16 protein-coding genes are annotated in these 19,886 nt (G+C 73.3%); 10 read left to right on the forward strand and 6 right to left on the reverse strand.

Going from position 1 to position 19,886, the window contains the following annotated elements:
- Positions 1 to 36 precede the first annotated feature (36 nt).
- From IE177_RS05350 to IE177_RS05360, 3 genes are all read right to left on the reverse strand, one after another.
- A complete protein-coding gene (locus tag IE177_RS05350) occupies positions 37 to 276 on the reverse strand; it encodes a heavy-metal-associated domain-containing protein (protein ID WP_190013571.1) in 240 nt (79 codons plus the stop codon).
- A gap of 73 nt (positions 277 to 349) precedes the next feature.
- Positions 350 to 1,297, reverse strand: a complete 948-nt coding sequence (locus IE177_RS05355) for a PrsW family intramembrane metalloprotease (protein ID WP_190013572.1) — start codon at positions 1,295 to 1,297, stop codon at positions 350 to 352.
- A 159-nt stretch (positions 1,298 to 1,456) separates the two neighbouring features.
- Positions 1,457 to 2,095, reverse strand: a complete 639-nt coding sequence (locus IE177_RS05360; protein WP_190013573.1) for a TetR/AcrR family transcriptional regulator — start codon at positions 2,093 to 2,095, stop codon at positions 1,457 to 1,459.
- 159 nt (positions 2,096 to 2,254) lie between these two features.
- Here IE177_RS05360 and IE177_RS05365 point away from each other — a divergent pair, with 159 nt between their 5' ends.
- Positions 2,255 to 4,444 (forward strand): MMPL family transporter, encoded by a 2,190-nt coding sequence (locus IE177_RS05365; protein WP_190013574.1) that lies wholly within the window; start codon positions 2,255 to 2,257, stop codon positions 4,442 to 4,444.
- A 44-nt stretch (positions 4,445 to 4,488) separates the two neighbouring features.
- The gene (locus IE177_RS05370) at positions 4,489 to 5,535 is read left to right on the forward strand and encodes a zinc-dependent alcohol dehydrogenase family protein (protein ID WP_190013575.1); all 1,047 of its coding nucleotides are present in this window, start codon (positions 4,489 to 4,491) and stop codon (positions 5,533 to 5,535) included.
- Positions 5,536 to 5,581: 46 nt separating this feature from the next.
- Here the strand turns inward: IE177_RS05370 and IE177_RS05375 are convergent, their stop codons facing one another.
- Both IE177_RS05375 and IE177_RS05380 read right to left on the reverse strand, forming a co-directional pair.
- Positions 5,582 to 5,782 carry a helix-turn-helix transcriptional regulator gene (locus IE177_RS05375; RefSeq protein ID WP_190013576.1) on the reverse strand — a complete coding sequence of 67 codons (201 nt, stop codon included), beginning with the start codon at positions 5,780 to 5,782 and terminating at the stop codon, positions 5,582 to 5,584.
- Between the two features lie 242 nt (positions 5,783 to 6,024).
- Positions 6,025 to 6,939: a sugar phosphate isomerase/epimerase family protein gene (locus tag IE177_RS05380; RefSeq protein ID WP_190013577.1), complete on the reverse strand. Its 915-nt coding sequence runs from the start codon at positions 6,937 to 6,939 to the stop codon at positions 6,025 to 6,027.
- Positions 6,940 to 7,063: 124 nt separating this feature from the next.
- Between IE177_RS05380 and iolC the strand changes: the two genes are divergently transcribed.
- The 5 genes from iolC to mmsA all read left to right on the forward strand — a co-directional run bounded on the left by iolC (position 7,064) and on the right by mmsA (position 13,182).
- Positions 7,064 to 8,014: a 5-dehydro-2-deoxygluconokinase gene (gene iolC / locus IE177_RS05385; RefSeq protein ID WP_190013578.1), complete on the forward strand. Its 951-nt coding sequence runs from the start codon at positions 7,064 to 7,066 to the stop codon at positions 8,012 to 8,014.
- 65 nt (positions 8,015 to 8,079) lie between these two features.
- Entirely contained in the window at positions 8,080 to 8,958 is an 879-nt protein-coding gene (locus tag IE177_RS05390; protein ID WP_190014090.1) for a Cgl0159 family (beta/alpha)8-fold protein, read from the forward strand.
- Between the two features lie 7 nt (positions 8,959 to 8,965).
- Positions 8,966 to 9,790: a 5-deoxy-glucuronate isomerase gene (gene iolB / locus IE177_RS05395; RefSeq protein WP_190013579.1), complete on the forward strand. Its 825-nt coding sequence runs from the start codon at positions 8,966 to 8,968 to the stop codon at positions 9,788 to 9,790.
- Positions 9,787 to 11,664: a 3D-(3,5/4)-trihydroxycyclohexane-1,2-dione acylhydrolase (decyclizing) gene (gene iolD, locus IE177_RS05400; protein WP_190013580.1), complete on the forward strand. Its 1,878-nt coding sequence runs from the start codon at positions 9,787 to 9,789 to the stop codon at positions 11,662 to 11,664. Before iolB ends, iolD begins: the two co-directional genes overlap by 4 nt.
- A gap of 15 nt (positions 11,665 to 11,679) precedes the next feature.
- A complete protein-coding gene (mmsA, locus tag IE177_RS05405) occupies positions 11,680 to 13,182 on the forward strand; it encodes a CoA-acylating methylmalonate-semialdehyde dehydrogenase (protein ID WP_190013581.1) in 1,503 nt (500 codons plus the stop codon).
- 60 nt (positions 13,183 to 13,242) lie between these two features.
- Here mmsA and IE177_RS05410 read toward each other — a convergent pair whose 3' ends face one another.
- Positions 13,243 to 14,067, reverse strand: coding sequence for an SCO4651 family lipoprotein (locus tag IE177_RS05410; RefSeq protein WP_190013582.1), 825 nt, complete (start codon positions 14,065 to 14,067; stop codon positions 13,243 to 13,245).
- Positions 14,068 to 14,500: 433 nt separating this feature from the next.
- Between IE177_RS05410 and IE177_RS05415 the strand changes: the two genes are divergently transcribed.
- From IE177_RS05415 to IE177_RS05425, 3 genes are all read left to right on the forward strand, one after another.
- Positions 14,501 to 15,970 carry an APC family permease gene (locus IE177_RS05415; protein ID WP_229815903.1) on the forward strand — a complete coding sequence of 490 codons (1,470 nt, stop codon included), beginning with the start codon at positions 14,501 to 14,503 and terminating at the stop codon, positions 15,968 to 15,970.
- A gap of 203 nt (positions 15,971 to 16,173) precedes the next feature.
- Positions 16,174 to 18,849 (forward strand): alpha/beta fold hydrolase, encoded by a 2,676-nt coding sequence (locus IE177_RS05420; RefSeq protein WP_190013583.1) that lies wholly within the window; start codon positions 16,174 to 16,176, stop codon positions 18,847 to 18,849.
- Positions 18,846 to 19,709 (forward strand): ABC transporter permease, encoded by an 864-nt coding sequence (locus IE177_RS05425; protein WP_190013584.1) that lies wholly within the window; start codon positions 18,846 to 18,848, stop codon positions 19,707 to 19,709. Before IE177_RS05420 ends, IE177_RS05425 begins: the two co-directional genes overlap by 4 nt.
- Positions 19,710 to 19,886 lie beyond the last annotated feature (177 nt).

Below are 19,886 nucleotides of genomic sequence, written 5' to 3' on the forward strand. Positions count from 1 at the left end.
CGGCACGGCCCGGTCGGGGAAAAGGGCGCGTGTTCCTCAGGCCTTGCCGGCCAGCTCGAAGCCGGCCTCGTCGACGGCGGCGCGCACCGCCTCGTCGTCCAGTGGAGCCTGGGAGACGACGGTCACCTCGCCGGCCGACGCGACGGCCTTCACCGAGCTGACGCCGGGGATCTGGGAGATCTCCCCGGAGACGGAGCCCTCGCAGTGGCCGCAGCTCATGCCGGTCACCTTGTAGACGGTGGTGACGGAGCCCGGTGTGTCGGTCTGGGCGCTCATGTCGTACTCCTCGTCGTGGCGTGTGGGGCCGGAGGGTTCCGAGGGGACCCTCCATGCTCCTCACACTATACCCCTAGGGGGTATTTCTCCAAGGGGGGTTCCGGCGCGTCAGCGACCGCAGCCAGCCGAGGCCCGCCAGTGTCACCAGGACGAGACCGGCGGCCGAGAAGAGGGCGGACAGGTGCTGTTGTGCGGCTTCCGGGCGGGCCGGGGGTGCCGGTGCGAACAGCCGGGAGCCGAGTCCCGTGCCGGACAGGCGGGCCGCCATCCGGAGCGCGACGCCGTGCGTGGAGTCCCACAGGGTGTGCAGCAGGCCGACCCCCATCCAGGCGGCGGCCACCGGCGGGGCGAACCGGAAGCGGCCGTCGAGCCGTCGCAGCGAGAGCAGCGCACCGCCCGCGATCGCCGTCCACAGGCCGTGCCCGAAGGGGGTGAGTACCCCGCGCGGCAGCTCCGTCTCCAGCAGCGTGCGGAGGTCGTGGCCCGCCGTGGAGACGGCGGTGACGGCGTACCCGATGCTCTCCGGCGCGGCGAAGCCGAGGCCGACGCAGGCGCCGAGCACCAGTCCGGCCCGCGTGCCGCGCAGACCCGGTTGCCGGCGCAGCGCGAACACCAGCGCCCCCAGCTTCGCCGCCTCCCCGGCCAGGGCGACGGTGAAGAGGGCTCCCAGGGAGGGGTGCGGCAGGTACGACTCGAGGGGGGCGGCGCCGGGCAGGCCGAGCGCGGCGCCGGTCAGGAAGCAGCCGAGGATCGGGCTGACGCCCAGGTCACGGGCGTGCCGCTCGTACGCCCACAGCACGAACACGACCGGTACGAGGAAGCCGCCGAGCAGGATCAGCGCCGGCAGCGGTGCGGTGCTCCGGGTGGCGTACGCGAGGCACGCGGTCAGCGCCCACACCACGAGCCCGCCGGCCAGGCCGTGCCGCCACAGGTTCGCCCGGATGCGCGGGTACGGGGGTGGGGGCTGCTGGGGGCCGGGGATGCGGGCCCGGGGTCTGCCGGGTGGCGGGGAGTGCGTCACGGGGTTCCCCTCGGGCTGCTGGGCGGTTCATCCGCACTTTAGGCAGATGTTCCCCATGTCGCAGTCCGGGCGCGGCCGTGCGGCGGATCGTGGCGCGGCCGTGCGGCCTGCGGTGGACGGTGGCGCGGCCGTGCGGTGGACGGTGGCGTGGTCGTGCGGTCAGCCGTGTCGCGGCCGTTCGCCCACCAGGGGTTCCAGGTAGCGGACCAGGACGTCCTTGACCTCCTGGATGTAGGCCGCGCGCTCGGCGCCCTCGTGGGCGAGGACCAGTTCCAGGCCGGCCTTGTAGACGCCGAGGCAGACGTGCGCCCTGCGGGTGACGTCGGCCGGGTCGGCGCCGGGCATGAGCGAGGCGAGCAGGCTCTCGATCCGAGCGGTGACGGTCGTGTGCAGCTGGTCGTGCGCCTCCGCCATCCGGCCGGGGATGTCGGGACCGTGCATCAGTGCGAAGAAGACCGGGTGCTCGGTGTTGAACGCCATGAAGCGGTCGACGGCCGAGCCGATGGCCTGCTCCACCGGGGTGCCGGGGTCGACGGGCGCCAGCGCCTCGCCGTACGCCTCCCGCATCTCGTGCACGAGCCGGTCGCCCAGCTCGATCGCGATGGCCTCCTTGTTCGGGAAGAACTGGTAGAGCGTGCCCGGCGAGACGCCGGCCTCGCGGGCGATGGCGTTGGTGCTGGCGGCCGTGTAGCCCGTCGTGCAGAAGACCTGGGCGGCGGCCTGGAGCAGCTGGGCGATGCGGCGCTCGCCGCGGGCCTGACGGCGGCGCGGCTGCTCTTTCTCCGAGGTTCCGGACACGCGTGCTCCCCAGATCTCCGACGGTCATTGACAAACGCGAGTGGTCGCTCGCATTCTTGAGAAACGCGAGCGATCTCTCGTGTTTGCCAGTCTATGGCAACGGCTCCACCGTGCCTCCGTTCGCGCGGGCGCGGCTCCTGGTGAAGGGGACACCGCAGGATGACCGAAGTCAACAGCCCGCCCCGGGCGGGGCGCTGGACCCGCGTCGTGACCGCCCGGCCACGCCTTTCGCTGCTGGTGGCCCTGCTGCTCACCGCGCTCGCCGTGGTGGCGGGCAGCGGGGTGGCGGACCGGCTGGGCAGCGGCGGCTGGGAGGACCCGGCCGCCGAGTCGACGTACGCGACCAAGGCACTGGAGCGCGAGTTCCCCGGCTCCCAGCCCAACCTGCTGCTCCTGGTCGGCTCGGGCCGGGCCTCGGTCGACGATCCCGCGGTGGCCGCCGCGGCCCGCAGCCTGACGACCCGGCTCGCCGCCGAGAAGGGCGTGACCGGCGTCGGCTCCTACTGGCAGAGCGCGTCACCCGCCCTGCGCGCCGGGGACGGACACGAGGCGCTGATCGCCGCCCGCATCACCGGCGACGAGAACGCTATGGCCGAGACCCTCGACCGCATCGCCCCCCGCTACCGGGGCACGCACGGCCCGGTCCAGGTGAAGCTGGGCGGCATCGTCGCGGTCCGGCACGAGATGCAGACCATCATCAAGGAGGACCTGACCCGCGCGGAGCTGATCGCCCTGCCCATCACGCTGGTGCTGCTGGTGATGGTGTTCGGCAGCGCGGTCGCGGCCCTGCTGCCGCTGGGCATCGGCATCGTGGCGATCCTCGGGACCAACGCGGTGCTGCGCGGCCTGACGGCCTTCACCGACGTCTCCGTCTTCGCACTGAACCTCACCACGGCCCTCGGTCTCGGCCTCGCCATCGACTACGCGCTGTTCATCGTCCGCCGCTATCGGGAGGAACTGGCCGCCGGCGCGGACCCGCTGACGGCCGTGGGCACCACTCTGCGCACGGCGGGCCGTACCGTGCTCTTCTCCGCCCTCACGGTCGCGGTGTCCCTGGCCGCCATGATGGCGTTCCCGCAGTACTTCCTGCGGTCCTTCGCCTACGCGGGCATCGCCGTGGTCCTCCTCGCGGCGGCCGCCGCCCTGGTCCTGCTCCCCGCCGCGCTGGTCCTGCTCGGCCCCCGGGTCAACGCCCTGGACCTGCGCCGCCTCTTCCGGCGCCGCTCCGGCGACGGGCCCGCCGAGGGCGCCGCCTGGGCCCGGGCGGCCTCGCTGGTCATGCGCCGCGCCCCGCTCTTCGCACTGGGCACCACCGTGCTGCTCGTCGTCCTCGGGCTGCCCTTCCTCGGCGTGAAGTTCGGCACCGCCGACGACCGCCAGCTGCCCTCGGCCGCCGAGTCCCACGTGGTGCAGCAGCACATACGCGAGGGCTTCCCGGGCAGCCCCGGCGGCGGCCTGGAGGTCCTCGCCGAGGGCGGGGCGACCGCGTCCCAGTACGCCGCCTACCGACAGCGGGTCTCGTCCCTGCCCGAAGTGGCCCGCGTCGACGGCCCGCTGGTCAAGGGCGACGCCGCCTACTTCACCGTGCAGCCCGAGGGGGAGGCCGTGGACGACCCCGCCCAGCGCCTCGTCGGCGACCTGCGCGCCCTGCACGCCCCCTTCGACACCAAGGTGACCGGGACGGCCGCCGTCCTGGTCGACACCAAGCACGCGATAGCCGAACGCCTGCCCTGGGCGGCCCTGTTCATCGCCGTCATCACCCTGCTGCTCGTCTTCCTGCTCACCGGCAGCGTCCTGATACCCCTGCAGGCCGTGGTGCTCAACGCGCTCAGCCTGACGGCCATGTTCGGGGCGGTGGTGTGGGTCTTCCAGGACGGCCATCTGTCGGGCGCGCTCGGCTTCGCCAGCTCGGGCTCCATCGAGACCACCCTGCCGGTCCTGATGTTCTGCGTGGCCTTCGGCCTCTCCATGGACTACGGCGTGTTCCTGCTCTCCCGCATCAAGGAGGAGTACGACCGCACCGGCGACCACGACGCGGCCGTGCGGCACGGACTGCAGCGCACGGGCGGGCTGATCACCGCGGCGGCGGTCATCCTCGCGGTGGTGATGGTGGCCATCGGGACCTCCCGGGTGACCAACACCAAGATGCTGGGCCTCGGCATCGCGCTCGCGGTCCTGATGGACGCGATGGTCGTGCGCAGCCTGCTGGTCCCGGCCATCATGCGGCTCACCGGCCGCGCCACCTGGTGGGCGCCGGCCCCGCTGCGCCGCTTCCACCGGCGGTTCGGCCTCAGCGAAGGCGAGCCCGCCGCCGCGAAGGAGCCGGAGAAGGAGCCCGCGCCGGTGTGAGGCACAGTGGCACCGCACCGGTCGCCGGAGAAGGGTTGAGGGCCATGAGAGCTGTGATGTTCGAGCGGTACGGCGAGCCGGCCGGCGTGCGGGAGGTGCCGGACCCCCGGCCCGCCGGCCACGGAGTCGTCGTGCGGGTCGAGGCGACCGGCCTGTGCCGCAGCGACTGGCACGGCTGGATGGGCCACGACCCCGACATCACGCTGCCGCACGTGCCCGGGCACGAGCTCGCCGGTGTGGTGGAGGCGGTGGGCGAGCGGGTGACCGGGTGGCGGGCCGGCGACCGGGTCACCGTGCCCTTCGTGTGCGCCTGCGGCACCTGCCCGTCCTGCGCCGCGGGCGACCAGCAGGTGTGCGAACGGCAGACCCAGCCCGGCTTCCACCACTGGGGCTCCTTCGCCGAGTACGTGGCGCTCGACCACGCCGACGTCAACCTGGTCGCCGTCCCCGACGACATGGACTACGCCACCGCCGCCGGACTCGGCTGCCGGTTCGCCACCGCCTTCCGCGCGGTGGTGCAGCAGGGCCGGGTCGCGGCGGGGGAGTGGGTCGCGGTGCACGGCTGCGGCGGGGTCGGCCTGTCGGCGGTGATGATCGCGGCGGCCTGCGGGGCGCGGGTGGTGGCCGTCGACGTCTCGCCGCACGCACTGGCGCTGGCCCGGAAGTTCGGCGCCGCCGAATGCGTGGACGCGACCGGCGTGACCGACACGGCCGTCGCCGTGCGCGAGCTGACCGGCGGCGGCGCCCATCTCTCCCTCGACGCCCTCGGCTCGCCCGCCACCTGCGCCGCCTCGGTCGACGGCCTGCGCCGCCGCGGCCGGCACGTCCAGGCCGGCCTCCTGCCCTCACCCGACGGCACCACGCCGGTACCGCTGGCCCGGGCCATCGCCCTCGAGCTGGAACTCCTCGGCAGCCACGGCATGGCCGCGCACACCTACCCCGCCATGCTCCGGATGGTCCGTTCCGGCGCCCTGCGCCCCGACCTCCTGGTGACCTCCACCATCACCCTCGACGCGGCCCCGGCGGCGCTCGCGGCGATGGGGACGGCGCCCGGCGCCGGGGTGACGGTCATCGAACCCTGGGGCCGGTAGCACCGCCGGGAGCCGCCCCCGGCCCCCCGGCCGCCGCCCGGCCGGGTCAGCCGTGTCTGCGGCCGCGGTTGCCCGGGCGGGCGGCGACCCAGGCGCGGACGGTGTCGGCGTACCAGTACGGCTTGCCGCTCTCCACGTGGTCGGGCGCGGGCAGCAGTCCGTGCTTGCGGTAGGACCGTACGGTGTCCGGCTGCACCTTGATGTGCGCCGCGATCTCCTTGTAGGACCACAGCCTTCGGTCGGTCATGAGTCGCACCTCCCTGCGCGCGCCGCGGCGGCGGCCGGGGACGGCCGTCGGGGGGACCGGGCGCACGCGTCGGCGATCACCAGCCTGTGCTTGGTGAACGACGCACAGTGACCGACGGGCAACGCCTGTCGACCGCATGTGACCGACAGGCCGCGTAGGTGCGACATATGTGACAGCAACGGGGTTTTCGTGACACGGCCGTGGCGGAATCGGTTCTCCAGGCGCCCGTGGCGCTCGCGCCCCTACACCCCGCACGACCGGAGGAACGCCCGTGTCCGCCGCGCGATCGGCAGCGGGGCGTCCGGGTCGCACGGGTACATGTCCTGCTCGACGATCGCGAACAGGTCGACGTCCAGCCGCTGCGCCGCCCGCAGTACCGGACCCAGTTCCGGCACGCCGGCCGGCGGTTCGCACATCACGCCCCGGGCGACCGCGGGCCCGAACGGCGTGCCGGCCGCCCGCACGCCGGCGAGGATCTCCGGGTCCACCTGCTTGAGGTGCAGATAGCCGATCCGCTCGCCGTAGGTCTCGATCAGCTTGACGCTGTCCCCGCCGCAGTAGGCGTAGTGCCCGGTGTCCAGGCACAGCGAGACCAGGCCGGAGTCGGTGCCGTCGAGGAAGCGGGCGACGTTCTCCTCGCTGTCGATGTGGGTGTCGGCATGCGGGTGGACGACGATCGTGAGGCCGTAGCGCTCGCGCACCTCCCGTCCGAGCCGCTCGGTCAGCGAGGTGAGGTCCCGCCACTGCCGCGGCGTCAGCTCCGGGGGCTCCAGCACCCGGCCCGTCCGGTCGTCCCGCCAGAAGGAGGGGATGACGACCAGATGGCGGGCACCCATCGCCTGGGCGAGGGCCGCGACGGACGAGACGTGGCCCCATGTCTCGTCCCACACCGCCGCACCGCGGTGCAGACCGGTGAACACCGTGCCGGCCGACACTTTCAGGCCACGCCGGGCGGTCTCACCGGCGAGCACCGCCGGATCGGTGGGCAGGTAGCCGTAGGGGCCCAGTTCGATCCACTCGTAGCCGGACGCGGCCACCTCGTCCAGGAAGCGCTGCCAGGGCACCTGCCGGGGGTCGTCCGGGAACCACACGCCCCAGGAGTCGGGGGCCGATCCGATGCGGATACGGGACAGTGAGGAAGGTGACAACGAGGTCATGGCCGTCAGGGTGCGGGCGCGGGGAAGGGGTGTCAAGGGCTGGTCCGAATGTCCGGACAAAACGTTGACAGGGTTCGGCGTACCGGACTACAAAGCCGGGTAGAGCCGTGACGAAGGGAAGCCGATGGCCTACGACCTGATCACCATGGGGCGGATCGGAGTGGACCTCTACCCGCTGCAGACCGGTGTCCCGCTCGCCCAGGTGTCGTCGTTCGGCAAGTTCCTCGGCGGCTCGGCGGCCAACGTCGCGGTCGCCGCCGCCCGGCTCGGCCGGCGCAGCGCCGTGATCACCCGCACCGGCGACGACCCGTTCGGCGCCTATCTGCACGAGGCGCTGCGCGGCTTCGGCGTCGACGACCGCTACGTGAGCGCGGTCCCCGGGCTCCCGACCCCGGTCACCTTCTGCGAGGTCTTCCCGCCGGACGACTTCCCGCTCTACTTCTACCGGCAGCCCAAGGCGCCCGACCTGGAGATCGACGCCCACGACCTGGACCTGGACGCCGTCCGCGACGCCCGCATCCTGTGGGTCACCGGCACCGGCCTGAGCGAGGAGCCGAGCCGCACGGCGACCCTCGCGGCCCTCGCCCACCGGGCCAGGACCGGCACGACCGTCTTCGACCTCGACTGGCGCCACATGTTCTGGGCCGACCCCGGCGCGGCCCGCCCCTTCTACGCCGAGGCCCTGCGCCACACCACGGTCGCCGTCGGCAACCTGGACGAGGTCGAGGTGGCGACCGGGCTGCGCGAGCCGCACGCCGCGGCCCGTGCGCTGCTCGCCGCCGGAGCCGAGACCGCCGTCGTCAAACAGGGCCCCAAGGGCGTCCTCGCCGTCAGCCGCGATGGCGAGGTGGCCGAGGTCCCGCCACTGCCCGTGACGGTCCTCAACGGCCTCGGCGCCGGGGACGCCTTCGGCGGCTCCCTCTGCCACGGACTGCTGGCCGGCTGGGACCTGGAGACCGTCATGCGGCACGCCAACGCGGCCGGCGCCATCGTCGCCTCCCGGCTGGAGTGCTCCTCCGCGATGCCGACCGCCGACGAGGTGGCCGCGGCGCTCGCCGCGGGGGCGGTGCTGTGAGGGCGGGCCGCGTCGCGGGCACCCGCACGCACGGCGGCGACGGGACGCACCACCCCCGGGTGGACGTGAGCCGGCTGGTCGGCATCCGCACCCGTCACCCCGAGGCGATCGAGGAGGCCGCCGCCCGCCGGGCCCGCCGCCCCCTCCTGACGGCGGGCGATCGCCTGCTGATCGTCGCCGCCGACCACCCGGCCCGTGGCGCCCTCGGCGTCGGCGACCGGAAGCTCGCCATGGCCAACCGCGCCGACCTGCTCGAACGCCTCTGCCTCGCGCTGTCCCGGCCCGGCGTCGACGGCGTCCTCGCCACCGCCGACATCCTCGACGACCTGCTCCTCCTCGGCGCCCTCGACCACAAGGTCGTCATGGGCTCGATGAACCGCGGCGGCCTGCAGGGCGCCGGCTTCGAACTGGACGACCGCTTCACCGGCCACCGCCCCGAGGACATCCAGCGCCTCGGCTTCGACGCGGGCAAGCTGCTGCTGCGCATCGACTACGGCGACCCGGGCTCCCTGACCACCCTGGAGTCCGCCGCACGCGCCGTCGACGAGATGGCCGCGCACCGGCTGCCGGTCTTCGTGGAGCCGTTCATCACCCGCCGCACCGCCGGCGGGGCGCTGCGCAACGACCTGTCCGCCGAGGCGGTCACCAGGTCCATCGCCATCGCCTCCGGCCTCGGCGGCTCCTCGGCCTACACCTGGCTGAAGGTGCCGGTCACCGACGACCCGGACGACATGGCCCGGGTGATGGAGACCTCCACGCTGCCCGCCGTGCTGCTCGGCGGCGACGTGGGCGACGCGCCGCAGGACCGGGTCGCCGCCTACGAGAAGTGGCGCGGCGCGCTCCGCCTGCCCACCGTGCGCGGCCTGGTGGCCGGCCGCTCGCTGCTGTACCCGGCGGACGGCGACGTGGCCGCCGCCGTGGACATCGCCGCCGGACTGCTGTGAGGGCCGTATGACCAGCACCGATCTGCACCTGCCCAGGGGTGCCGCCGCCACCGACCGGTACGCGGTGGACATCGGCCCGGAGCGGGCCGGCTGGACCCACAGCGGCCTGCGCGTCGTCGACGTGCCACCGGGCGGTACGCATGCGTTCACCACCGGGGACAGTGAATGGATCGTGCTTCCGCTGGAAGGCGGATGTACCGTGCGAATCGAGGAAAAGGAGTTTCAACTCCTGGGCCGGGAAAGTGTGTTCGCGGACGTCTCCGACTTCGCTTACGCGCCCCGGGACGCCCGGGTCCTGATCGCCTCCGGCGCGGGAGGCCGCTTCGCCCTGGCAGGAGCGAAGTGCGAGCGACGACTCCCCGCCCGCTACGGCCCCGCGCCGGAGGTCCCCGTCGAGCAGCGCGGCAGCGGCGGCTGCGCCCGGCAGGTGCGCAACTTCGCCGCCGCGGACTCCTTCGACTGCGACCGGCTGATCGCCGTCGAGGTGGTCACCCCCGGCGGCAACTGGTCCTCCTACCCGCCGCACAAGCACGACGAGGACCGGCCCGGCGAGGAGTCCCGGCTGGAGGAGATCTACTACTTCGAGATCGAGGGCCGGGACGGCTACGGATACCAGCGGGTGTTCCCCTCCCGCGAGGGCGGCTCCGACGTCCTCGCCGAGGTCCGCTCCGGCGACGCCGTCCTCGTCCCCGACGGATGGCACGGCCCCTCGATCGCCCAGCCCGGCCACGCCATGTACTACCTCAACGTGATGGCCGGCCCGGGCCCGGCCCGGGAGTGGCGGATCCGCTTCCACCCCGGCCACACCGACACCACACGGGGGTACCGATGACGATCCGGCTGACCGTCGCCCAGGCGCTGGTCCGCTTCCTCGCCGCCCAGCACACCGAGCGGGACGGCGAGCGGCGGCGGCTGATCGGCGCGACCTGGGGCATCCTCGGGCACGGCAACGTCGCCGGGCTCGGCCAGGCGCTGCTCGAGTACGCCGATGCGATGCCGTTCCACCAGGGCCGCAACGAGCAGTCCATGGTGCACGCGGCCGTCGGCTACGCCCGCCAGTGCAACCGCCTGTCCACGCACGCGGTGACGACGTCGATCGGCCCCGGCGCGACGAACCTCGTCACCGGCGCCGCCCTCGCGACCGTCAACCACCTGCCGGTGCTGCTCCTGCCCGGCGACGTCTTCGCCACCCGCCCCGCCGACCCGGTGCTGCAGCAGCTGGAGGTGGGCTACGCGGGCGACGTCTCCGTCAACGACACCCTGCGCCCGGTGTCGAGGTACTTCGACCGCGTCACCCGCCCCGAGCAGCTGATCCCGAGCGCCCTGCAGGCCATGCGGGTCCTCACCGACCCGGTGGAGACCGGCGCCGTCACCCTCGCCCTGCCCCAGGACGTGCAGGCGGAGGCGTACGACTGGCCGGAGGAGTTCTTCGCCGAGCGCGTGTGGACCGTACGCCGGCCGGGCGCGGACCCCACCGAACTGGCCGAGGCCGTCCGGGTGATCCGCGAGGCGCGCAGGCCGCTGGTCGTCGCGGGCGGCGGCGTCCACCACAGCCGCGCCGAGGCGGCCCTCGCCGAGTTCGCCGGGGCCACCCGCATCCCGGTCGCCTCCACCCAGGCCGGCAAGGGCTCGCTGCGCCACGACCACCCGCAGGACGTGGGCGGGATCGGCCACACCGGCACGGCGACCGCCGACGAGCTGGCCCGCACCGCCGACCTGGTCATCGGCGTCGGCACCCGGTACACGGACTTCACCACCGCCTCCGGCACCCTCTTCGCCGGCCCGGGCGTCCGCTTCCTCAACCTCAACATCGCGCCCTACGACGGCCACAAGCTGGCCGGACTGCCGCTGATCGCGGACGCCCGCAGTGCACTGGGCGAGCTGACCGAGGCGCTGGCGATGCACGGGCACCAGGCCGCCGGCCCCTACGTCGCCGCGTACACCGAGGCCAAGGAGCGGTGGGAGCGGCGCGTAGACGCCTGCCTCGGGGCCGGTGAGCCCGCCGCCCGGCCGACCCAGCCGCAGGTCATCGGCGCCCTGGACGCGCTGGTGGACGAGTCGGACATCATCGTGGGCGCGGCCGGCTCCCTCCCCGGCGACCTGCACAAGCTGTGGCGGGCGCGCTCGTACGACCAGTACCACCTGGAGTACGGCTACTCCTGCATGGGCTACGAGATCCCGGCCGCGCTCGGCGTGAAGCTCGCCGCGCCCGAGCGGAACGTGTGGGCGCTGGTCGGCGACGGCACGTACCTGATGATGCCGACGGAGATCGTGACCGCCGTCCAGGAGGGCGTCGCGATCAAGGTCCTGCTGGTGCAGAACCACGGGTACGCCTCGATCGGCGGACTGTCGGAGTCGGTGGGCGGCGAGCGGTTCGGCACGGCCTACCGGTTCCCGGCGGTCGGGGGGACGTACACGGGCGACCCGCTGCCCGTCGACCTCGCCGCCAACGCGGCCAGCCTCGGCATGCGGGTGCTGCGCGCGCGGACGGCGGCGGAGCTGCGCACGGCGCTCGCCGAGGCGCGCGCCGCCGACACTCCCACATGTGTCTACGTCGAGACCAAAACGTCCGACACTGTGTCGGGCGCGCCCGAGGCGCAGGCCTGGTGGGATGTTCCCGTGGCCGAGACCGCGACCCGAGCGTCGGCGGTCAAGGCGCGTGAGCTGTACGAACGGCACGTCTCGACCCGACGCCGCCATCTGTAGAGGGAGTTTCTGGGCATGACGAAGATCGTCAACCACTGGATCGGCGGCAAGGCCGTCGAGGGCGCGTCGGGTGCGTACGGGCCGGTCACGGACCCGGCGACCGGCGCGGTGACCACCAAGGTCGCGTTCGCGTCGGTGGAGGAGGTGGACGCGGCGGTCGCGGCGGCAAAGGACGCCTTCACGACCTGGGGCCAGTCCTCCCTGGCCCAGCGGACCGGGATCCTGTTCAAGTTCCGCGCGCTGCTCGACGCCCACCGCGACGAGATCGCCGAGCTGATCACCGCCGAGCACGGCAAGGTGCACTCCGACGCGCTCGGCGAGGTCGCGCGCGGCCTGGAGATCGTGGACCTGGCCTGCGGGATCAGCGTGCAGCTGAAGGGCGAGCTGTCCACGCAGGTCGCCAGCCGGGTCGACGTGGCGTCGATCCGGCAGCCGCTCGGTGTCGTCGCGGGCATCACGCCGTTCAACTTCCCGGCGATGGTCCCGATGTGGATGTTCCCGATCGCCATCGCGTGCGGCAACACGTTCGTGCTGAAGCCGAGCGAGAAGGACCCGTCGGCGGCGGTCAGGCTGGCCGAGCTGCTCGCCGAGGCCGGACTGCCCGAGGGCGTCTTCAACGTCGTGCACGGCGACAAGGTGGCCGTCGACCGCCTGCTGGAGCACCCGGACGTCAAGGCCGTCTCCTTCGTCGGCTCCACCCCCATCGCCCGCTACATCCACACCACCGCCTCCGCCAACGGCAAGCGCGTCCAGGCTCTCGGCGGCGCCAAGAACCACATGCTGGTCCTGCCGGACGCCGACCTGGACGCGGCGGCCGACGCGGCGGTCTCGGCGGCGTACGGTTCCGCCGGCGAGCGCTGCATGGCCATCTCGGCGGTCGTCGCCGTGGGCGCGGTCGGCGACACGCTCGTGGAGAAGATCCGTGAGCGGGCCGAGAAGATCAAGATCGGCCCCGGCAACGACCCGGCGTCCGAGATGGGTCCGCTGATCACCGCCGCCCACCGCGACAAGGTCGCCTCCTACGTGAAGGGCGCCGCGGACGAGGGCTGTGAGGTGGTCATGGACGGCACCGGCCACACCGTCGAGGGCTTCGAGGACGGGCACTGGATCGGCATCTCGCTGCTGGACAGGGTGCCGACCGCCGCGAAGGCGTACCAGGACGAGATCTTCGGCCCGGTGCTGTGCGTGCTGCGGGTGGACACCTACGAGGAGGGCCTGGCGCTCATCAACGCCTCGCCGTTCGGCAACGGCACCGCGGTCTTCACCCGGGACGGCGGCGCGGCCCGGCGCTTCCAGCTGGAGGTCGAGGCCGGCATGGTCGGCGTGAACGTGCCGATCCCGGTGCCGGTGGGCTACCACTCCTTCGGCGGCTGGAAGGACTCGCTCTTCGGCGACCACCACATCTACGGCAACGACGGCACGCACTTCTACACCCGCGGCAAGGTCGTCACCTCCCGCTGGCCCGACCCGGCCGACGCCCCGGCGGGCGTGGACCTGGGCTTCCCGCGCAACCACTGACCCGGAGAACACGTACCGGTGCCCCGCCCTCCGCACGGGAGGGCGGGGCACCGGTACGTGTCAGCCCTGCCGCTGCTTCGTCAGCACGTCCGTGAGGTCGGCGGTGCGCGCGGCGGGCGGGGCCTTGACGGTGGCCGCCTTGCCGAACTTGTCGAAGTCCATGGACACCGTCATGGTGCCCAGCCTCTCCTTCAGCCGGACCGGCAGGCCGTCGGAGCCGACCCAGACGTCCATGACGACCGAGGTCCCCCCGGTCGCCGCGCCGAGGGCGCTGCCCTCGCCGTAGGCGTCCTTGAGCTTGCCCATCCGGTCCGGGTCGATCACGGCGTGGTAGTGCGTGGCGCGCTTGCCGTTCACGGTCTGCGTGCCGAGGTCGTCGACGTCGCGGGCGTACTTCAGGCCCTTCATGGAGGCCGAGGGGCTGCCGTTGTCGCCGGTGAGGGCCTGGGCGCCCTTCTTGCCGAACACGGCCGAGCCGTCCACCTTGATCCAGTCCTTGCCCTGGTACGGGCCGGAGCGGAAGGTGTCGACGTCGTAGTAGTAGACGCCGTCGACGAACAGGACGTGCGTCTTGGGGGAGTGGTTCACCATCTGCATGTTCGCGGCCTTGGTGTCCATCTGGACGTCGAAGGCGTACCCGTGGCCCCAGGAGTACGTGCCGGCCATGGCGATCGGGCCGCTGGTGCCGGTGTCGGTCGTCATCCGGACCTCGGCCGAGCCCAGTTCCTCGGTCCGGTCCGACGCCCTGGCCAGTGCCGCCAGCGCGGTGCCGGCGTGGTCGGCCGCCTTGACGGCCGTCTTCGCGCTCTCCGTGCCGCAGCCGGAGGCCGCCACCAGTGCCGCCACCGTGAAGCCGGCCCAGGCGGCCGTGTGCCGCATCTTCATGTCCCACCCCAAGAGCTGTGTGCCTGCTGTGCGGGGCGCACTCTATCCGGGACCACTGACATGAACGCGACCGGATTACCCGTCCGGATAGCGGACGGCTGACATTTTTTTGAAGCGCCGGCTGCGGTTCCCGTTCATGGCGGACGAAACGGGTGCCTAAGGGAAGCATGTGATGTGGCCTTGGAAAGCAAGGTCATAGTCCCGCAGGGATTGATGGATGCCTTCGTAGGGCGTTCCGACCTGTGAAACTGATGCGGCGACCGTTCATCCGCAAGTGCGGATTCCGAAGGTAAACAGCCATTGACGCGCCGGTTTTCGTCGGGGTTCCCTATGCAGCGCCGGGAGCGGACGAGACGAACGTACGACGAGCCGCCGGAGGCGATAGCGCTCCCGTCCCCCACCCTCAGTCGCACGAGTCGATCGGACCCGCCGCATGACCGACACGCTCCGCCCTGTCGAGACAGCCGCCCCCCAGGCGCCCGACAGCCCCCAGAAGCTCAAGCGCTCCATCGGCGTCGTCGGCGGCACCCTGCTGACCCTCTCCTGCGTCACGCCCGCCTCCACGCTCTTCGTGGTCGTCCCGGACCTCTTCGGCTCCCTCGGCACCGCCACCGCTCTGACGATCGCCATCGGCTCCCTCCTCTGTATCGCCGTGGCGTTCTGCTACTCCGAGCTGGGCACCCTCATCCCCAGCGCGGGCGGCGAGTACGCCATGGTGTCGACGATGGCGGGACGGCTCGCGGGCTGGCTCGTCTTCGTCCTCTCCCTGCTGGTCGTCATGATCGTGCCGCCCGTCATCGCGATGGGCACGGCCGACTACCTGGCCCCGATCGTGCACCTCGACCCGGCCATGACCGGCGCCGGCGTGATGCTGCTCGCCACCCTCGCCGGCCTGCTCGACCTGCGCGCCAACGCCTGGATCACCGGCATCTTCCTGGTGCTGGAGGTCATCGCCGCCGGTGTGGTCGCCCTGCTGGGCTTCACGCACGGCCACCGCGGGGCCGGCAGCCTCGTCTCCATGCAGGTCGCGGGCGCGAACGGCCACACCGACACCGTCACCGCCATGCTGGTCGTCTCCGGCCTGGCCATCGCCCTCTTCGTCACCCAGGGCTTCTCGACCGCCGTCTACCTCTCCGAGGAGCTGGAGCACCCGCGCCGCAACGTCGCCCGCACGGTCCTCGCCACGCTCGCCATCTCCACCGTGATCATCCTGGTGCCGGTCGCCGCCATCACCATGGGCGCCTCCGACGTCGAGGAGCTGACCGGCGGCGACATCGGCGCCATGGTCACCGCCTGGTCCAACTCCGCGGTCGGCACCTTCGTCAGCCTCTGCGTCGCCCTCGCGATCATCAACGCGGGCATCGTCATGGTCATCCAGAACTCCCGCGTCCTGTTCGCCTCCGCTCGCGACAAGGCCTGGCCCGGGCCGGTCAACGACGTCTTCTCCAAGCTCGGCCGCTTCGGCTCCCCGTGGGTCGCCACCCTCGCGGTCGGCGTCCCCGGGGCGCTGCTGTGCTTCGTCAACCTGGACACGCTCTACGGCGTCACCGGCGTCTCCGTGACCGGCATGTACATCCTCGTCGCGGTCGCCGCCCTGCTGTGCCGCCGCGGCTCCCACAAGCACACCCCCGCCTGGCGGATGCCGCTGTGGCCCGCCATGCCGCTGCTGCTGATCGCGGTCCTCGCGTACATCCTCAGCCAGCAGGAGGTGGGCTACCTGCTGTGGACCGGCGGCATCACGGCCGTCGCGACCCTCTACTGGGCCTTCTACCTCCGCCCCCGCCGTGAGACCCGCTGGCTGGTGTCCATCCCGGAGGACGCGCAGATCCCGGAGGACGCGCAGATCCCGGAGGACGCGCAGATCCCGGAGGGCGTGCGGATCCCGCGGCAGACGCAGGCGTGACCCCGGCGTGACCCCGGCCTGACCCGGGCGTCAGGACCAGAACGCCCCCGGCATCCCGCCGGGGGCGTTCCCGTGCCCGCGCCGCCGCGACGGCCCGTACCACGGCCGGAGTACACCGGGACGGGCCCGTACGCCGCAGGGAGGGTCCGGGGTTCAGCCCGGCGGCAGCACCGTGCGACGGCGGCGGCCCGTACCGTTGACGCATGGATCTTCACCGGCTCCCCGAGGGGCCCGGCGGGCCCGGCGGGCGCGCCCTGCGAGGGCTGCTGAAGGGGCCGCGCCGGCTGGCCGCCGCCGCGGCCGCCGTCGTGGCGCTCGCGGGCGCCGGCACCTGGACGGCCGTCGCCTCCGGCGGGGCGCCGCCGGTGCACCGCGGCGACCGGGTCATGACCATGGCCGACGGCACGCGCATCGACACCTCGTACTTCACCGCCGGTTCCGCCGGCCGCCGCCCCGCCGTCCTGCTGGGGCACGGCTTCGGCGGCAGCAAGGACGACATGCGGCAGCAGGCCGAGGACCTCGCCCGCCACGGGTACGCGGTCCTGACCTGGTCCGCCAGGGGCTTCGGCCACTCCACGGGCCGCATCGGGCTGAACGACCCCGGGCACGAGGTCGCCGACGTCTCCCGGCTCATCGACTGGCTGGCGAGACAGCCCCAGGTCCGGCTGGACGCCCCCGGCGACCCGCGCGTGGGCGTGACCGGCGGCTCCTACGGCGGCGCGATCTCGTTGCTCGCCGCCGGACACGACCGCCGGGTGGACGCCATCGCCCCGGCCGTCACGTACTGGAACCTCGCGGACGCCATGTTCCCGGGCGGCGTCTTCAAGAAACTGTGGGCCGGCATCTTCTTCAACAGCGGCGGCGGCTGCGCCCGCTTCCAGCCCGCCCTGTGCCGGATGTACGACCGCGTCGCCCAGTCCGGCACCCCGGACGCGGCCGCGCGCAGGCTCCTGGAGAAACGCTCGCCGTCCGCCGTCGGCGACCTCATCAAGGTGCCCACCCTGTTGATACAGGGCCAGCGGGACTCCGTGTTCACCCTCGACCAGGCCGACGCGGCCGAGAAGGCGATCCGCGCGGGCGGCGCTCCGGTCAAGGTCGACTGGATCGCGGGCGGCCACGACGGCGGGGACATGGAGACCGCCCGGGTCGACGCGCGGGTGCGGGGCTGGTTCGACCGGTACCTCAAGGGCGACGGGAGCGCGGACACCGGCCCGGCCTTCCGGATCACCCGCACCGGTGGCGTCGACTCCACCGACGGCACCGCCCGGCTGCGCGGCGCGAGCGCCGCCGCCTACCCCGGCCTGCACGACCACCGGCGGACCGTCGCCCTCACCGGCCGCGAGCAGCGCGTCGCCAACCCGGCCGGCGCCAGCCCGCCCGGCGTCTCCGCACTGCCCGGCCTCGGCGGCACCGGCCTCGCCCGCCTGTCCGCGCTCGGCGTCGGCGTCTCCCTCGACTTCCCCGGGCAGTACGCGCGCTTCGACTCGGCGCCGCTCACCCGCGACCTGTGGATCACCGGCGCGCCGACCGCCACCGTCCACGTCACCTCCACCCGCGACGACGCCGTCCTCTTCGGCAAGGTCTACGACGTGAGCCCCGACGGCACCCGGCGGGTCCTGCCCTCCCAGCTCGTCGCCCCCGTGCGGGTGACCGGCGCCAGGGCGGGCAAGGACGTCACCGTCACCCTCCCGGCCGTCGACCACGAGGTGCGCAAGGGCCACCGGCTCCGCCTGGTCCTCGCCTCCACCGACCTCGCCTACGCCTCACCGGCGGCCCCGGCGACGTACACCGTCTCCCTGAAGGGAGACCTCCGCGTGCCGACGGCCCCCGCCGTCACCACCGCCGCGGCTCCTCTGCCCGCCTGGGTGTGGTGGCTGCCGGTGGCCGGCGCCGTGGCAGCGCTCGCCCTGCTGGTCACCGGCCGCCGCGCGGCCGCCGCCGCACCCGACCCGGGGCTGGCCGACGTCCCACTGCTGATCAAGGACCTGAGCAAGCGGTACGCCCGGTCCGCCGACCGGTACGCGGTGCGCGGGCTGTCCTTCCGGGTGGACAAGGGCCAGGTGCTCGGCCTGCTCGGACCCAACGGCGCGGGCAAGACCACCACCCTGCGGATGCTGATGGGCCTCATCGGGCCGGACGAGGGCGAGATCCGCGTCTTCGGCCACCTGATCCGGCCCGGCGCGCCGGTGCTGTCCCGGGTGGGCGCGTTCGTGGAGGGCGCGGGCTTCCTGCCGCACCTGTCCGGCCGGGAGAACCTGGAGCTGTACTGGCGGGCCACCGGCCGCCCGGCCGGGGACGCCCACCTGGACGAGGCCCTGGAGATCGCAGGGCTCGGCGACGCGCTCGCCCGCGCGGTGCGCACCTACTCGCAGGGCATGCGCCAGCGCCTCGCCATCGCCCAGGCCATGCTCGGCCTGCCCGACCTGCTCATCCTGGACGAGCCCACCAACGGTCTCGACCCGCCCCAGATCCGCGAGATGCGCGAGGTGATGATCCGGTACGCGGCCGGCGGCCGCACCGTGATCGTCTCCAGCCACCTCCTCGCCGAGGTGGAGCAGTCCTGCACCCACCTGGTCGTGATGGACCGCGGCCGCCTGGTGCAGGCGGGACCGGTCCGGGAGATCGTCGGCTCCGGCGACACCCTGCTGGTCGGCACCGCCGCCCCCGTGGCGGAGCCGCTGGCGGAGAAGGTGGCCGAGCTGCCCGGCGTCGCCTCCGCCGTGCGCACCGACGACGGGCTGCTCGTCCGCCTCGAACCCGGCGGTACGGCCGAGCGGCTGGTGGTGGATCTGGTGCGGCTGGAGGTGCCGGTCGCGTCGGTCGGTCCGCACCGCCGTCTGGAAGACGCCTTCCTGACCCTGATCGGAGGTTCCGCATGAGCACGCTCACCGAGCGCGCCGAGACGGCGTCCGGCTATCGCGCGGGCCACACCCTGCCGCTGCGGGTGGAGCTGGTCCGGCAGCTGAAACGGCGCCGCACCCTGGTCATGGGCGCGGTCCTCGCCGCACTGCCGTTCGTGCTGCTGATCGCCTTCGAGATCGGCGGCGACCCGGGCGGCCGCAACGGCCAGGTCACGCTGATGGACACGGCCACCGCGTCGGGCGCCAACTTCGCCGCCGTGAACCTGTTCGTCTCGGCGGGCTTCCTGCTGGTGATCCCGGTCGCCCTGTTCTGCGGGGACACGGTCGCCTCGGAGGCGGGCTGGTCCTCGCTGCGCTACCTGCTCGCCGCGCCCGTGCCCCGGGCCCGCCTGCTGTGGTCCAAGCTCACCGTGGGCCTGGGGACGAGCCTGGCCGCGATGGTGCTGCTCCCGGTCGTGGCCCTCGCGGCCGGTACGGCCGCCTACGGCTGGGGGCCCCTGCAGATCCCCACCGGCGGCGCGCTGGACCCCGGCACGGCGGCGCGGCGCCTCGCGGTGGCCGTGGCGTACGTCTTCGTGTCCCAGCTGGTCACCGCCGGGCTGGCGTTCTGGCTGTCGACCAGGACGGACGCCCCGCTCGGCGCGGTGGGCGGGGCGGTCGGCCTGACCATCGTGGGCAACGTCCTGGACGCCGTCACCGCCCTCGGCCACTGGCGCGACTTCCTGCCCGCGCACTGGCAGTTCGCCTGGGCCGACGCCTTCCAGCCGCATCCCGAGTGGTCCGGCATGATCCAGGGCACGGCGATCTCCGTGACGTACGCGCTCGTGCTCGTCGCCCTGGCCTTCCGGGGCTTCGGCCGCAAGGACGTGGTGTCGTAAGGGTGGCGTGCGCTGCGCGGGATCGAGGCGCTGTACCGCCGGTGACACGCCGCACCCGCGGCCGGACGGTGGAGATGGTGTCAGGGAGCGGGGCGATCGGGTGATTGTTCACCGGCCCGCGTTCCATGTCTCCCCACCGCGTCTATCCCTCTCCGTGCCACGAGCCCAGAGAGAGGG

Source organism: Streptomyces lucensis JCM 4490, assembly GCF_014650035.1.
In the GTDB taxonomy this organism is placed as follows: Bacteria; Actinomycetota; Actinomycetes; order Streptomycetales; family Streptomycetaceae; genus Streptomyces; species Streptomyces lucensis.

Bases quoted from the DNA above. Each gene is read 5' to 3' on its own strand.
- IE177_RS05420 (WP_190013583.1), top strand. From the start codon at position 16,174: ATGGATCTTCACCGGCTCCCCGAGGGGCCCGGCGGGCCCGGCGGGCGC.
- iolB (WP_190013579.1), top strand. From the start codon at position 8,966: ATGACCAGCACCGATCTGCACCTGCCCAGGGGTGCCGCCGCCACCGAC.
- iolC (WP_190013578.1), top strand. From the start codon at position 7,064: ATGGCCTACGACCTGATCACCATGGGGCGGATCGGAGTGGACCTCTAC.
- IE177_RS05375 (WP_190013576.1), bottom strand. From the start codon at position 5,782: ATGACCGACCGAAGGCTGTGGTCCTACAAGGAGATCGCGGCGCACATC.
- IE177_RS05365 (WP_190013574.1), top strand. From the start codon at position 2,255: ATGACCGAAGTCAACAGCCCGCCCCGGGCGGGGCGCTGGACCCGCGTC.
- IE177_RS05410 (WP_190013582.1), bottom strand. From the start codon at position 14,067: ATGAAGATGCGGCACACGGCCGCCTGGGCCGGCTTCACGGTGGCGGCA.
- IE177_RS05350 (WP_190013571.1), bottom strand. From the start codon at position 276: ATGAGCGCCCAGACCGACACACCGGGCTCCGTCACCACCGTCTACAAG.
- iolD (WP_190013580.1), top strand. From the start codon at position 9,787: ATGACGATCCGGCTGACCGTCGCCCAGGCGCTGGTCCGCTTCCTCGCC.
- IE177_RS05415 (WP_229815903.1), top strand. From the start codon at position 14,501: ATGACCGACACGCTCCGCCCTGTCGAGACAGCCGCCCCCCAGGCGCCC.
- mmsA (WP_190013581.1), top strand. From the start codon at position 11,680: ATGACGAAGATCGTCAACCACTGGATCGGCGGCAAGGCCGTCGAGGGC.
- IE177_RS05370 (WP_190013575.1), top strand. From the start codon at position 4,489: ATGAGAGCTGTGATGTTCGAGCGGTACGGCGAGCCGGCCGGCGTGCGG.
- IE177_RS05425 (WP_190013584.1), top strand. From the start codon at position 18,846: ATGAGCACGCTCACCGAGCGCGCCGAGACGGCGTCCGGCTATCGCGCG.
- IE177_RS05380 (WP_190013577.1), bottom strand. From the start codon at position 6,939: ATGACCTCGTTGTCACCTTCCTCACTGTCCCGTATCCGCATCGGATCG.